We start from the raw sequence: 14,533 nt of genomic DNA on the forward strand, positions 1-14,533 counted from the left end.
GGTGTTTCCCGATGCGCGCTCTACTCGTGCTGTTCAGTCTGCTGCTGCCGTTGTCGATGGCCCAGGCCGCCGACAAACTCCAGGTGGTTACCAGCTTCAGTATTCTCGATGACATCACCCACCAGATCGGTGGCGATCACATCCAGATCAGCAACATGGTCGGCCCCGACGCCGATGCCCATACCTACGAGCCAACCCCGGACGACGCCAAGGCGCTGCTCAAGGCCAAGCTGATCATCAAGAACGGCCTGGGCTTCGAGCCGTGGCTGGACCGTCTGGTGACCAGCACCGAAACCAAGGCCACGGTGGTCACCGCCAGCAAAGGTGTGATTTCCCACACCATGGAGGAAGACGGCGAAACCATCCCCGACCCGCACGCCTGGCACAACCTGGCCAACGCCGAAATCTATGTGAACAACATCACCAAGGCGCTGGTGGCTGCCGACCCGGCCAACAAGGCCGACTACCTGCGCAACAGCCAGGCCTACCTGAAAGAAATCTACCGCCTGCTGGCCGAAGCCAAGACCAAGTTCGGCGCGCTGCCACCGGGTAACCGTCGCATCGTCACCTCCCATGACGCCTTCGGTTACCTGGGCCAGGCCTATGGCATCCAGTTCCTCGCACCGCAAGGCCTGTCCACCGAACGTGAACCTTCGGCCGCCGAAGTCGCCGCGCTCATCACCCAGATCCGCAAGGACAAGGTCAAGGCCGTATTCATGGAAAACATCAAGGACTCGCGCCTGCTCAAGCAGATCGCCGATGAAAGCGGCGCGCAGATTGGCGGCACGCTGTACTCCGACGCCCTGGCCGCAGAAGGGCCGGCGAGCACCTTCACCGGGCTGTTCGAGTACAACCTCAACACCCTGTGCGCAGCATTGAGCAAGCCATGACCCTGAGCATGCTCGAACTGGAAGGGGCTGCCGTCGGCAGCCGCTTTCCACTCGCCGCCGTGCTCGACGCCCTGCCGTGGAACAGCGACGGCCTGATCGCCGCCATCGCCCAGCAACACGGCAGCGGCGAAGTGCTGATGCTGGCCTGGATGAATCGCCAGGCCCTCAACGAAACACTGGCTACCGGGCAGGTTTGTTATTGGTCGCGCTCGCGCCGACAGCTGTGGCGCAAAGGCGAAAGCTCCGGCTACTGGCAACAGTTGGTGGAAGCGCGCCTGGATTGTGATGGCGACGCAGTACTGCTGATCGTCGACCAGCAAGGCCCGGCCTGCCACACCGGCCGCCCCACCTGTTTCTACAACGCCATCGACGGCGCCTACGTTCACATCATGACGGAGCCAGTTGCATGATCCGCAAGAACCCTTCCGGCGATCTGCCGGTGATTGCCGAATCGGCCTACGTCGACAAGACCGCGATCATCTGCGGCAAAGTCATCATCGGCGAGAACGTGTTTGTCGGCCCCTACGCCGTGATCCGCGCCGACGAAGTCGACGCCGGCGGCGCCATGGACCCGATCACCATCGGCGCCAATTCCAACATCCAGGACGGCGTGGTCATCCACTCCAAGTCCGGCGCCGCCGTGACCATCGGCGAATTCACATCCATCGCCCACCGCTCCATCGTCCACGGCCCCTGCACCGTCGGCGACCGGGTGTTCATCGGTTTCAACAGCGTGCTGTTCAACTGCGCCGTCGGCGATGGCTGCGTGGTACGCCATAACTCGGTGGTCGACGGCCGTGATTTGCCCGCCGCCTTCTACGTACCCTCCACCACCCGCATCGGGCCGAATACCGACCTGTCGCAATTCCCGCCGGTGAGTGTCAGCGCCTCGGAGTTTTCCGAAGACGTGGCACGTACCAACGTCGACCTAGTGCGCGGTTACAAAGCCCTGCAAAACGAGTTCTAAGCCATGAGCCGCCTGCTGATCCGCAACGCCCGCCTGGTGAACGAAGGCGAGGAATTCGACGCCGACGTGCTGGTCGCCAATGGCCGTATCGAAAAGATCGCCAGCAGCATCGGCGGGAACGCCGCGCCCGTGTCCATCGACGCCCAAGGCCAGTGGTTGCTGCCGGGCATGATTGACGACCAGGTGCACTTTCGCGACCCCGGCGCGCCGGACAAGGGCAGCTTCTACAGCGAGTCCCGCGCAGCGGTAGCCGGCGGCATCACCAGCGTCATGGACATGCCCAACACCAACCCGGCCACGCTGAACCTGGAAGCCCTGGCCGATAAAAAGCGCCGCGCGGCCCTGCACTCGGTGGCCAACTACGGCTTTCACTTCGGGGTCAGCAACGACAACCTCGACACCGTCGCCGCCCTCGACCCGCGCGAAGTGGCCGGGGTCAAAGTGTTCATGGGCGCTTCTACCGGCAATATGCTGGTGGACGACCCACGGATCCTGGAACGGCTGTTTGCCGAAGTGCCGACCATTCTGCTGGCCCACTGCGAACACACGCCGAGCATCCAAGCCAACGAGCAGCGCATGCGTGAGCGCTTTGGTGACAGGATCCCCGCCGTCGCCCACCCGCTGATCCGCGATGCCGAAGCCTGCTATCGCTCATCCTCCTTCGCGGTGGAATTGGCCAAGCGTCACGGCACACGCCTACATGTACTGCACCTGACCAGCGCCCGCGAGTTGGCATTGTTCGAAGACAAACCCCTGGCACAAAAACGCATTACTGCTGAGGTCTGCGTGCATCACCTGCTGTTCGATGACCGTGACTATCACCGCCTCGGCCACCAGATCAAATGCAACCCGGCGATCAAGACCCGCGCCGACCGCGACGCCCTGCGCCAGGCCTTGCTGAGTGATCGTCTGGATGTGATTGGCACCGACCATGCGCCGCATACCTGGGCGCAAAAACAGTTGGGGTATCGTGAAGCGCCCGCGGGTCTGCCCCTGGTGCAACACGCGCTGCCGGCGTTGTTGGAGTTGGTGGCCGATGAGCTGCTGCCCCTGACCACCCTGGTGGCCAAGACCAGCCACCGTGTCGCCGACCTGTTTGCCATCCCGGACCGAGGTTACCTGCGCGAAGGGTATTGGGCCGACCTGGTGCTGATCAAACCGGAGCCCGAAGGAAAACCGGTCAGGGACGAGCCGATTCTTGCCCGCTGCGGCTGGACGCCGTTCGCCGAACGCAGCTTTCGCCACAGCGTGAGCACCACCCTGGTCTCCGGCCACCTGGCCTGGCACAACGGCCAGGTGGTCGACAGCTGCCAGGGTTTACCGCTGTACTTTCTGCGTTAAGCGCGAGGCTTGACCGTACCGCAATCGGTGCCCAGCCATTGGGCGTGGGTATCCAGGCTGCCCTTCTGCTGAACGCCGGTGGCATTGAAGGTGCCGTTGACGGTGGTGGTGAACTCTTTCTGGCTCTGGAAGGTAGCGACGCCGGTGCCCTGGGCTTTCGGGCAACTGAAACGGAATTTCCACTGGTTACCGGTCTTGTCGGTCACTTCCTGCCTGCAGCCCGATTGCGGGTCGGTCAGGGGGATCGAATCAGAGGCGACTTGTGCCGGGGTGAGACACACCTGCACGCCTTTGCCGGCCATGGTGATGCCTTGTTTTTCCAGCATGGCGCGCTGTTCGGGGGTCATCTGTTGCTTGAGCTGACCGAGGATCAGCGACAGGTCCGGCAGGTCCTGGTTATCGACTTTCATATTGCTGGTGGTCAATTCCCACAAGCCCGGCGCCAGCATCTGCGCCTGCGCTGCCACCGGCAACGACAAACCAACAACCATGGCCAAACCAAGCAGACGAGCATTCATCGGGTAACTCCTGGGCAATTGTGGGCGTTAGACGCCGCAAAAGTGCCAGTGTTGCACGGCAAATAAAATAGCGACATTCGCAGCCGTTCATGGTCTGTTAGGCATTGGATTGTCTGGAGTACCGTCGTCCATGGATTTCTTTGGCCCGCACCTGCTCGCCTACTTCATCGCCACGCTGCACTTGCTCGGGACTCTCGCCGCGATCCACGCGGTGCTGACCGTCAGGACCGCTCAAGGCTCGATCGCCTGGGCCCTGTCACTGATGTTCATGCCCTATCTCACCCTGATCCCCTACCTGATCTTTGGCCGCAGCACCTTTGACGCGTATATCCAGGCCCGTCGCCAGGCCAACCAGGAAATGCACACCGCGATCACCGAGCTGAACTGGCGCCCCTGGGTCGAGGAGGCTCTCGCCGCGCGCAACTCCAGTGCCTACGCGTCGTTGCGTGCCATGCCCAAGCTGGGCCGCATGCCGTGCCTGGCAAACAATGAAGTGCACTTGCTGATCAACGGCGAGGCCACTTTCAGTGCAATCTTCGACGCCATTCGCAATGCCAAAACCGCCGTGCTGTTCCAGTTCTTCATCATTCATGACGATGAACTCGGTCGTCAGTTACAGGCGCTGTTGAAGGAAAAGGCTGCCCAAGGCGTGGGCATCTACGTCATGTACGACCGCATCGGCAGCCATGCCCTGCCCCATCAGTACGTGCAATCGCTGCGCGACGCCGGGGTGCAGGTCAAGGCATTCGCCACCCGGAGCGGTTGGCTCAACCGTTTCCAGGTCAACTTCCGCAACCACCGCAAGATCGTGGTGGTGGACGGTGTCACCGGGTTTGTCGGTGGGCACAATGTGGGCGATGAATACCTGGGCAAAAAACCGCCATTGGCGCCATGGCGCGATACCCATGTGCAAGTTACCGGCCCGGTGGTGGCGTGTTTGCAGGAGTCGTTTGCCGAGGACTGGTTCTGGGCCGCGCGCGAGCTGCCGCCGCTGATCCTGCCGGACGCCTACCCCGAAGACGGCGTGCTCTGCCAATTGCTCGCCAGCGGCCCGGCCGATCCCTATGAAACCTGTTCGCTGTTTTTCGTCGAGGCCATCCATGCGGCCACCGAGCGCGTGTGGATCACCAGCCCATATTTCATCCCCGACGAAGCGGTGTTCGCCGCCCTGCGCCTGGCGGTCCTGCGGGGCGTGGACGTGCGCCTGTTGCTGCCATCGCGGCCCGACCACCGCATCGTGTACGCCGCGTCCAGCCTGTATGCGATCGAGGCGGTGCGCGCTGGTGTCCAGGTGTTCCGCTATACGCCGGGCTTTCTGCATCAGAAGGTGGTGCTGGTGGACAACGAGATCAGCGCCATCGGCAGTGCGAACATGGACAACCGTTCATTCCGGCTGAATTTCGAAGTGATGTTGCTGACGGTCGACGAAGCCTTCGCCAAGCAGGTGGAACAGATGCTGCTGGACGACTTCGCCCAGGCCCATGAAGTGAGCCAGGAAGAAAGCCGCGAGACCCGCCGCCTGCAGCAACTGGGCATGCGGGTGGCGCGCTTGATCTCACCGATTCTCTAACGGCCGATGCGGTAAAAAATGTGGGAGGGAGCAAGCCCCCTCCCACATTTAGATCTCCACCTTTCTGGAACATCAGCTCAGCGATAAATGTCTTCCCGCGTCCACGGCAGTTCATGACTGCCATCCGCGTGAGGCTTCACCGCGAGGATCTGGTGCAGGTTGATCCAGCCCCGCGCAAACGCATAGGCACACCCGGCCAGGTACAGCCGCCAGATGCGCAACGCCTGCTCCGGCACCAGCTTCGCCGCCGCTTCCAGGTTGTCTTCCAGGCGCTCGCTCCAATGGTCCAGGGTCCGCGCGTAATGCAGGCGCAGGCTTTCGACGTCGACCACTTCAAGCCCGACTTCGCTGATCTCGGCAGTCATCATCGCCAGGTGCGGCAGTTCGCCGTTGGGGAACACATAACGCTCGATAAACTCCCCGGCGCCACGGCCCACGGGCCGGCCGTCGGTGTGCTTGGCGGTAATGCCATGGTTCATCACCAGGCCGCCTTCGCGCACGGCACCAAACAGGGTCTTGCAGTATTGCGCCAGGTTGGCGTGGCCGACGTGTTCGAACATACCCACGCTCACCACTTTGTCGAAACGACCATCCTGGGGCAGATCGCGGTAGTCGAGCAGTTGCAGGTCGATCTGGTCTTCCAGGCCCTCGGCTTTGACCCGCTCCTTGGCCAATGCCAGCTGTTCCTTGCTCAGGGTGATACCAAACACTTTCACCCCGAACTCACGCGCCGCAAAACGTGCCAGCCCGCCCCAGCCACAGCCTACGTCGAGCAGGTACTCGCCGGGCTGCAAGCGCAGTTTGCGGCACAGGTGGCGGAATTTGTCTTGCTGGGCCTGGTCGATGGATTCGCTGCCGGTTTCGAAATAACCGCAGGAGTACGCCATGTCCTGGTCCAGCCATAGCTGGTAGAACGCGTTGGACAGGTCGTAATGGTAGGAAATAGCCGCGGCGTCGGTGGCCTTGTCGTGGATCGATCGCACCGGCAGACTCGCGCCGTCGTCCTCGACCAAGGCATGACTCAGCTCATCACACACCCGGATCACTTCGCTGATGGAACCTTCCAGCTCCAGTTTGCCCTCGACGAAGGCTCCGCCCAACGAGTCGAGTGTGGGATGGGTCAGTTGGGGCACGACCGTGGGGTCCTTCACCACGATGGTCACACTGGGCTCGGGGCCCAAGTTGAATTCATGGCCATCCCAGAGTCGAAGACGCAGCGGCAGCTGAAGATTCTGTAAGGCCGGTGGAAGTTGCGCGAGCATGAGTAGTCCCCCCTTGTTTCAGACGTCTGGAATGAGGGTAGACCATCCCGAGAAAAAGTAGGAGGCTATCGATTTGATAGCGTTCTTCTATGGGGCTCGGCGCTGGAGCAAACCGTCCTGGATCCACTGTTTCAGCCATGTCACCGCTTGCAGTGGTGCACCCTCTCCATAAGTGACTGCCAGTTGCGCACACAGTTCTGCGAAGCGCCAACCGGTCGTCACCATCCCCGCCAGCGCAAACGCCTCGGCCGGTTCCAGGCTGCGATAACGGCACACATTCTGATCGCGCCATACCAGGCAGATCTGTGCGAAGTCCAAGGTGTGACTGTCGGGGAAATCCGCGCCATCCTTGCTGGCACGCCAGATGGCCACGGTGTTGAAGTGGCAAAGTCGCTGCTGTACGGATGGTGTCAGGGAGACCTGCAAACCGGGCCAATCCTCGGGCGGCAGCACCGCCATATCATCCTGGGTCAGCGGCTCACCCTGCGGCGCATCGAACGCCAGGGTGAAGGCCCACTCCAACTGGGCCAGTTCAACCAGCGGCGCACTTTGCTCGGCCACCAGGTGCTCGTGGATAAACGCCGGAAACCGTTCCCCCAGCCAGCGCAGGCTGTAGTGGGACGACGGATAGCGACGCACATAGGCTTGCGTCAGCAGCGCAAACTCATCATCCCCCAGCCAATACCGGATGGCGCTGAAGTCGTGCCGCAACACCTCCAGCAACCGTGCCAGATAAGCGTTGTGGTAGATCGCCAGGCCGGTGTCTACATCCAGCGTCGGCCCACCCAATAACGTGGCGGCAAAGCCATTGGTGGTATCTGGCGTCTGCGCTGACAAGTGCTGTTCAAAGGCCAACTGCCAGTCGGTCAGGCGCATAACGACCTCCGGGCCAAGGCTGCGGCGCCCAGCTTGCGGGCCTTTTCCAGCTCGGTGAGGAGCTCTTCGAACGGCGGGAAATGGTCATCGCGCTCCAACAGCGTCGAGACCGGGCCCAAATGCTCCAGGGTCTGTTGATACAACGCCCACACCGGGTCGCACACCGGATGGTCGTGGGTATCGACCACGTAGTCGCCGTAATCCATATGCCCTGCCAGATGCAGTTGGCGGATGCTGTCGGGCGGCAGGTTGCGGATAAAGGTCCAGGCATCGAAGCCATGGTTGCGCGCACTGACATACACATTGTTAACGTCCAGTAGCAACTGGCAGCCCGACAGGTGGGCCAGGGCATTGAGGAATTCCCATTCGGTGAATTCATCCGCCTTGGCACGCACATAACTGGAGACGTTTTCCAGCACCAGCGGGCGCTGCAACACATCCTGCACTTGGCGAACGCGAGCAGCTACGTAGTAGAGGCTTTCTTCGGTGTAAGGCAGGGGCAGCAGGTCATGCAACTGGTGCGCGCTGCCACGGCTCCAGCACAAATGATCGGAAATCCACGCGGGCTGGATGCGCTCCGCGAGCTGCTTGAGGTGTTTCAGGTAGTCCATGTCGACGGGGTGGGGGCCGCCGATGGACAGGGACACACCGTGCATCACCAACGGGTAACGCTCGGCTATCGCATCCAGGTAGTACAAGGCTTTACCGCCCTGCACCAGATAGTTCTCGGAGATCACTTCGAACCAATCCACGGCCGGCGCTTGTTCAAGGATCTGCTGGTAGTACTCACTGCGTAAACCCAGGCCGTAACCCAGACTTGGAAGGGACGCGGACATGACTCGCTCCTGGGCAAAGTGTCCGCAGCGGTGGGGGCTGCCGCTGCGGTTGTTTGCCGGTTATTCGCCGACTTTGCCGCCCGCTGCGTCACAGGCGGCTTTGGTCATGGCCTTGAAGCCGTGGCCCTTGCACACCGCCTGGCCTTTGCAGGCGTTTTCAGCGGTTTTGCAGTCGTTCATGCCTTTGCAGGACGTCACGCCGTAGCAATGCACTTGCGCATCGGCGGCTTGTACCTGGGTCGCAACACCAGCAAACATGGTGGCGGCGGCCATCGCCAGGGCAGCACCAGCAGCAGCGGATTTAATCTTCATTCTCGTATTCCTCATGATCGGTAGTGGCGTCGGTCTGAACGGATTGCCCAGTCTCGACACAGCACTAGAGTGAGGCCCCTTATCGGCGTTACAGCCGTGTGAAAATATTTCTGAAATTAATCCTCAAGCTTCGACAGCGGCTCCTGAAACCGCAGCAAACGCCCGGCATTGCCCAGTACCAGCAAGGTGCTGAGGTTATGCAGCACCGCCGCAATCATCGCCCCCGCAGCACCCAACCAGCCAAAGGCGGCAAATACCACGATGGCCAAGGTCCAGCCCAGGCCTATGACCACGTTGACCTGCAACGTACGCCGGCACTGGCGACTCAAGCGCACACAGGTGCCCAGGCGCCGCAGGTCGCTGCCGATCAACACCACATCCGCCGAGGCCAGCGCAATGTCCGCCCCGCCCGCGCCCATGGCCACCCCAACCACGCCAGCCTTGAGCGCCAGGGAATCGTTGATCCCATCACCGACCACCATGGGCCGGAAGCCGCTGCCGATTTCCCCCAGCACGCGGTTGAGCTTGTCTTCCGGCAACGCCTGGGCTTCGACATCGCTGATGCCCACGTCCAGCGCCAGGCTGTCGGCCACGCTTTGACGGTCGCCAGTCAGCAGCAGTTGGCGACCCAGGCCCAAATCCCGCAACTCTTGCAGGGCCTGGCGCGCCTCCGGCTTGACACTGTCGGCCAGCAGCAGCCAGGCCAGAAACTGCCCGTTCAGGGCCAGCCCGGCAATCGGGCCGTCATGGTTCGGCACCGTCGTCGTGACAATACCCAATTGCTCGAACAACTCGGGACGGCCCAACGCCGCTTCGCCCTGCTCGGTCTGTGCCACCACGCCCAGGCCCTGGCGCTCGCGAATATCCGTGAGCGCCAGCAGTTGCGCCTGAGTCGCCAACCCCGCCAACGCACGGCTGACCGGGTGGCTACTGGCCGAACCGAGGCTGGCCGCCAGGTTGAGCAGCGCCTGGCGGTCGGTCGACGAGGTCTCGATGGACTGCAAACGCAGGGTGCCAAAAGTCAGGGTGCCGGTCTTGTCCACCACCAGCGAGGTCAGGTCCGCCAACTCTTCGAGGAACGCCGAGCTGCGAATCAGGATCCCATGCCGGGCCGCCACGGCGATCCCGGCAATCGCCGTTGCCGGTGCCGACAGCACCAGGGCGCAGGGGCACGCCGCCACCAGCACCGCGAGCATCGCCTGGGCGTCATTGGTCACAAACCAGGTCACTGCCGCCAGCAGCAACACCAACACCATATAGCTGCCCGCGTAACGCTCCAGCAGCCGCGTGATCGGCGGCTTGGAACGTTCGGCGTTCTGCATCAGCGCGATGACTTTGCCCAGGGTCGACTCGTTGCCGGTGCGCGTCACTTGCAGGCGCAACAGCCCATCAAGGTTGATCGCCCCGCCAAACACCTGCACACCCACACTGGCTTCCAACGGCACCGACTCACCGGTGATCGGCGCCGTGTCCAGGCTCGCCTGGCCCGACAGCACCACGCCATCGGCGGGCACCCGATCACCGGCGCGCACCTCGACGATATCGCCGGTGCTCAGCGTGCCGTTATCCACTTCGATGATGCTGCCGTCGGCCTGCACCCGCCGCGCATGGCTGCGGGTCAGTTTGCCCAGGGCATGAATCGCCTCCTGGGAGCCGATCACGCTGCGCTCTTCCAATACGTGGCCGAAGATCATGATGATCGGCAGCAGCGCGGCGGTCAGCAGATCGCCGGTGGCCCAGGCGCCGAGCATCGCCAGGGCGATCAGTTGGTCGGTAATGCCATGCAGGCTGGGAAAACGCAGGCTGTACCAGGCCGAGCGCATCACCGGCACCGCCACCAGCAACGAGGCGACACCGAGCAGCAACTGGCTGACGCCCGTCTGGTCCGGCGCCAGCCAGCGCCATACCAGGCCCAGCGTCAGCAAGCCCAGGGCGAGCATGGCCAGGGTCAATTGTCGGGCAGCGCTGCGCTGTTCGGCGGAGGTCAGCATGGGTGCGCTCATTGTTCGGCTCCCTGGATGATCAAGCGGGAGTCGTCTTTAGGATCGACCGTGGTCACCGAACCGGCCTGGCCGAGAATCTTCGGCATACGCTCGCGGTACAGGCGCAACAGCAAGCCCGGGTCCTTGACCTGGGCCAGGCTGGCGACCGTGGCCGTTTGCGCCTGGGCATTGGCCAGGCGTTCACTGGCCTGGGCGTGGGCAACCTGCACCAGGCGGTCGGCCTGCTGGTTGGCGGTCTGGGTGAGTTTTTCCGCTTCGGTCCGGGCGTTTGCCACGGCTTTGTCGGCTTGTTGACTGGCGGTGAGTACGGCGTTGAATGCGTTCACCGCCGGGCCCGGCAGGCTCGATTGCACATCGACCCGCGTCACCTCGATGCCCAGCCCCAGACCGGTGGCGGCCAACTCGGCCAGGCGCTTGTTGATGCCTTGCACCAAGTCACCCCGCAGCCGCTCGCGACGCTCGGCGGCGCCGTTGTCGGTACCGATCAATTCGGGGCGCGCCACCAGGATCGTGTCCAGATCGCGCGCCGCCGTCAGCGCCACGGCGCTGCGGGTCACCAGGCGATCCAGGGCCGGCAGCACATGCGCGCCCTGCAATACAAAGGCGTAGGGTTCGGTAACCTTGAAGAACACCCGCACATCCAACTGCACCACTCCGGCATCGCCGGTCAGCAAATAGCCGGAGCCGGCCAGGGCGTCGCTCAAGGGCGTGGCGAAACTGGCCACGCGATCAGCCTGCACCGCCGCATCGGAACGCAACAGGTTCTCCACCCGACGCTCGATCACCCGGTCGGCCGCCGGCAATAACACCACCTGCTCGAACGGCTGCGGCCAGGCCAGCAGCAGCCCGGCATTCTGGATGCGGTCGAGGGCGCCGAAGTGCAGCACCACCGCACGGTTCTGCGGGTCGATCTGCCGCACATTGGAAAACGCCCACGCCAATGCCGCCAACACCGTCACCGCGTACAACGCCAGGAACGTCAGGCGCCCGGCCTGGATCCAGGGGCTGTCCGGGCTGTCACGCTCGGTCATGGCTGAACGTCCTTGGGTCCGTCCACCAACGCGCGAAAGGGCGCGGCGTCGGTGCGCAGGATGATTTTGGTGCCAGGGGTCACGACCGTGCCCAGGGTATCCAGGGAGCGCAGCAGGTTATACAGCTGCGGATTGCCGGCGTAGGCACGCCCATAAATCTGCGCGGCTTCGACCCGTGACTGGGCTTCGATGTCGGCGGCTTTCACCGTGGCATCGGCCTGCACGATGCGCGCGTCACGCTCAGCCGCGGAGCGAATCTGCGCGGCCTCGCGCTTGCCCACGGCCGTGCGTTCGGTGGCGATGGTTTCACGCTCGGCACGCATGCGGTCGACGGTGGCGGTGAGCGTGACCGACGGCAACGTCAGGCGCTCGATCCCCACCTGCGCCACGCGCACGCCATAGGTGGTGAGCAATTGTTGATCAATCTGCTGGCGCAGCTGCGCCTCGAAATCGGCAATGCGCACCTGGCTGGCGTCAGTGTTGATCAAGCTCGACAGGTCAAAGCTGGCCGCCGTGGTTTCCAGCGCCGAGCCGACAAAGGTGCGGATCTGCCGCGCCGCCTCATCCGGCTGGTTCTGCACGGCGCGCATAAAGCGCTGCACATTGTCGGCATCGCCCTGCACCTGCCACGCCACATAGGCCTGCACGATAATCCGCAGGCCGTCGCGCGTGCCCACATCCTGCAAGCCGCTGGAGGTGGTGCGCAGGCGCAAGTCCACCGGGATCGCCGCTTCGAACGGCGCCGGCCAGCGCCAGCCCAGGCCCGGTTCCAGCAACACCCGCGACGGGTTGCCGAAGCGGGTAATCACCGTGGCTTCGCCGGAGCGCACCTGCACCAGGCTCGCCGCCGCCACCGCGAACAGCACCAGCAACACCGCCCAGGCCATACGCCGCCAAGGGAAAGGACCCGCCGCCTGTTCATCACCGTGATGAGGGTGATGGTGGCCGTGGTGGTGACCATGATCGTGAGAATGAGCGCTCAACAGACAGACTCCTTATTGAACGGCTTTACGCGGCAGCGAAGGGTCGGCCGGCAAAGTAAAAGAACGCAGATCAATCGTCGGCGCGCCATCGGCGCCCAGGCGGTGATCCAGAATAAGCAGCTTGGCGTGGGCCAGGCCCAGGCTGAGTTGGCCCAGGTACTGTTCCAGCACAAAGGCCCGGCCGGCCGCGGCGTAGGCCTTTTGTTCGGCGGTAAAGCGCAGGTCGGTGGCTTGGGCGCCAGCATTCACTTCGCGGGCGGTGGCCAAGGCCTGGTCGCGGGCGGTGCTGGCTTGCAGCAAGGCCTGGTTGGTGTGTTCGCTGGCGGCGCCGCGCTCGCGGGAGATCAGGGCCTGGGCGCCGATCTGCGCGGCTTGCACGCCGTGGTAGGCATTGGCGGCGCCGGCCGGTGGGTGGATGGCTTCCACGACAGTGGCGAGGATTTCCACGCCGCTGTCGAGTGCCTGCAAGTCTGCCTGCACGGCGCGGCCGATTTCGTCGGCCAGGCGGGTGCGTTGTTCGCCGAGCAATTCGTCGAGGGTACGCGAGGCAAAGTCGTGCACCAGGATGCGGCTGGCGGTGCTGCGGATCAGGGTCGGCACATCCGCGCTGTTATAGGTGGCGGCGAGCGCGGCCTGGTCGGTGAGGCCGATGCGGTAAACGAAGCGCACATCCATGTTGACGATCTGGAAGCTCTGTTTATCGCCGCTGCTGCTGGCGATCACCTGGGATTTGTCATTCACATGGCTGGCGTCCCACAGCCGATTGGCAATCAGCGGTGCCGGGCCTTCGGCAGGCGCCAGCTCCGGTGCGGCGGCCTCGCTGACGCTGGTGGCCAACTCATGCACCACGCCGTTCTCCACGTTGATCACGCGGCCCAAAGGCCACGGCAAGCCGGCATGCAGGCCAGGGCCGAACACCTCGACGGGCTTGCCAAAGCGCTCATAAATCCCACGGCCTTGCAGGGGCACTTCATGCACGCCGGTCAGCGCCCAGCCGACCGCCAGCACCACCAGCAGCACCGGCAAAAACGCCCGGCGCATGTAGGTAAACGCCCAGATCTGGCGCAGGTCGATGCCGAAACGGTTGTGTAATTCGTGCTGCAACGCCAGCAACGGTTGTGGCGGCCAGCGCAGCAACCCGGCGATGAAACTCTGCGCCATCAGGCGTGGTTCAAGGCGCGGCTGGCGCGGGCTGAACAGCGACAGCACACCTCTTAATAGAAACTCCACCGCCACCAGCGCCGGCAACAGCCCCACCAGCACCGCCAGGCGCAACGGCCAGACCGACTCGGCCCCGGCAAACAGCAGGCAAATGGCACTGACCACCAGGCAGATAATCGCCACCCGACTCAACTGCGCCAGTTGCGCGGCTTCCGGCCACTGGGCCGTGGTTTCCTGAGCCAGGCGCCGTTCGAACACCAGCAAGGCAAACGCCAGCGCCAACGCCAATGCCGCCCCCACGCTGGCCGCTTGGCCGACAGGCGCCGAGGGCAGGCCCAGGTTCCAGAATTCGATGATGCTGACCAGCGCCAGCAGCGACCAGCCGCCGAGCCACAAGACCGGGGCGCCGATCTGCCGGCCAAAGCGTTCCACAAGGCGCGCGTAGCGACCCGTTTCTTCAACGGGCAATTCGGCCGCCGGCGCCTCCAGCGCCTGGGCCCGCCAATCGGCCACCCACCACGCCGACTGCAGCCCTGCCACCAGCACCAGCAGGGCCGATGCGCAGTTGATTAACACCACCGGCCAGATCAACAACGGTGCAAACAGCGCGACAAACAACGCCAGCAACCAACCGACTACGGCCAGTACTGTCAGGCTGATACCGGCTTGCCGCAATCGGCGGGCATGGAACAGCCCTTGCTGAAAACGCGGCAGGCCTTCCACCGAAGCGCCGTCCGCCTCTAGATCCACTTGCATCCACTCACGCCCGCTTGTACACAATTC

Annotated in this window: 14 protein-coding genes; 5 read left to right on the forward strand and 9 right to left on the reverse strand. The window is 63.5% G+C overall.

Going from position 1 to position 14,533, the window contains the following annotated elements; genetic code table 11:
• Window positions 1-11 precede the first annotated feature (11 nt).
• From AC07OT_RS10605 to AC07OT_RS10620, 4 genes are read left to right on the forward strand one after another with little or no spacing between them, the layout of a single operon-like run.
• Window positions 12-890, forward strand: coding sequence for a metal ABC transporter substrate-binding protein (locus AC07OT_RS10605; protein ID WP_108573487.1), 879 nt, complete (start codon window positions 12-14; stop codon window positions 888-890).
• Window positions 887-1,300, forward strand: a complete 414-nt coding sequence (gene hisI / locus AC07OT_RS10610) for a phosphoribosyl-AMP cyclohydrolase (RefSeq protein ID WP_495100782.1) — start codon at window positions 887-889, stop codon at window positions 1,298-1,300. Before AC07OT_RS10605 ends, hisI begins: the two co-directional genes overlap by 4 nt.
• Window positions 1,297-1,857 carry a gamma carbonic anhydrase family protein gene (locus AC07OT_RS10615; protein ID WP_027608202.1) on the forward strand — a complete coding sequence of 187 codons (561 nt, stop codon included), beginning with the start codon at window positions 1,297-1,299 and terminating at the stop codon, window positions 1,855-1,857. The genes hisI and AC07OT_RS10615 overlap by 4 nt, the downstream gene beginning before the upstream one ends.
• A gap of 3 nt (window positions 1,858-1,860) precedes the next feature.
• A complete protein-coding gene (locus AC07OT_RS10620; RefSeq protein WP_495108031.1) occupies window positions 1,861-3,198 on the forward strand; it encodes a dihydroorotase in 1,338 nt (445 codons plus the stop codon).
• Here the strand turns inward: AC07OT_RS10620 and AC07OT_RS10625 are convergent.
• The gene (locus tag AC07OT_RS10625) at window positions 3,195-3,716 is read right to left on the reverse strand and encodes a DUF3617 domain-containing protein (RefSeq protein WP_495108032.1); all 522 of its coding nucleotides are present in this window, start codon (window positions 3,714-3,716) and stop codon (window positions 3,195-3,197) included. The genes AC07OT_RS10620 and AC07OT_RS10625 overlap by 4 nt on opposite strands.
• Before the next feature lie 130 nt (window positions 3,717-3,846).
• Between AC07OT_RS10625 and cls the strand changes: the two genes are divergently transcribed.
• Window positions 3,847-5,286 (forward strand): cardiolipin synthase, encoded by a 1,440-nt coding sequence (gene cls / locus AC07OT_RS10630; protein ID WP_495108033.1) that lies wholly within the window; start codon window positions 3,847-3,849, stop codon window positions 5,284-5,286.
• A gap of 77 nt (window positions 5,287-5,363) precedes the next feature.
• On the opposite strand, the gene cfaB is transcribed toward cls, so the two are convergent.
• From cfaB to hflK (AC07OT_RS10670), 8 genes are all read right to left on the reverse strand, one after another.
• Window positions 5,364-6,548 carry a C17 cyclopropane fatty acid synthase CfaB gene (gene cfaB, locus AC07OT_RS10635; RefSeq protein WP_495108034.1) on the reverse strand — a complete coding sequence of 395 codons (1,185 nt, stop codon included), beginning with the start codon at window positions 6,546-6,548 and terminating at the stop codon, window positions 5,364-5,366.
• Between the two features lie 87 nt (window positions 6,549-6,635).
• Window positions 6,636-7,424 carry an HvfC/BufC family peptide modification chaperone gene (locus tag AC07OT_RS10640; protein ID WP_495108035.1) on the reverse strand — a complete coding sequence of 263 codons (789 nt, stop codon included), beginning with the start codon at window positions 7,422-7,424 and terminating at the stop codon, window positions 6,636-6,638.
• Entirely contained in the window at window positions 7,415-8,260 is an 846-nt protein-coding gene (gene bufB, locus AC07OT_RS10645) for an MNIO family bufferin maturase (protein WP_495108036.1), read from the reverse strand. Before bufB ends, AC07OT_RS10640 begins: the two co-directional genes overlap by 10 nt.
• Window positions 8,261-8,320: 60 nt before the next feature.
• Entirely contained in the window at window positions 8,321-8,572 is a 252-nt protein-coding gene (gene bufA2 / locus AC07OT_RS10650; RefSeq protein WP_027608195.1) for a BufA2 family periplasmic bufferin-type metallophore, read from the reverse strand.
• A 116-nt stretch (window positions 8,573-8,688) separates the two neighbouring features.
• Window positions 8,689-10,575 (reverse strand): cation-translocating P-type ATPase, encoded by a 1,887-nt coding sequence (locus tag AC07OT_RS10655; protein WP_092355971.1) that lies wholly within the window; start codon window positions 10,573-10,575, stop codon window positions 8,689-8,691.
• A complete protein-coding gene (hflK, locus tag AC07OT_RS10660; protein WP_495108037.1) occupies window positions 10,572-11,606 on the reverse strand; it encodes a protease modulator HflK in 1,035 nt (344 codons plus the stop codon). Before hflK (AC07OT_RS10660) ends, AC07OT_RS10655 begins: the two co-directional genes overlap by 4 nt.
• Window positions 11,603-12,589 carry a protease modulator HflC gene (hflC, locus tag AC07OT_RS10665; RefSeq protein ID WP_027608192.1) on the reverse strand — a complete coding sequence of 329 codons (987 nt, stop codon included), beginning with the start codon at window positions 12,587-12,589 and terminating at the stop codon, window positions 11,603-11,605. Before hflC ends, hflK (AC07OT_RS10660) begins: the two co-directional genes overlap by 4 nt.
• A gap of 12 nt (window positions 12,590-12,601) precedes the next feature.
• The gene (hflK, locus tag AC07OT_RS10670; protein ID WP_495108038.1) at window positions 12,602-14,506 is read right to left on the reverse strand and encodes a protease modulator HflK; all 1,905 of its coding nucleotides are present in this window, start codon (window positions 14,504-14,506) and stop codon (window positions 12,602-12,604) included.
• Window positions 14,507-14,533 lie beyond the last annotated feature (27 nt).

This window comes from Pseudomonas sp. GW821-FHT09C10 (assembly GCF_059418085.1).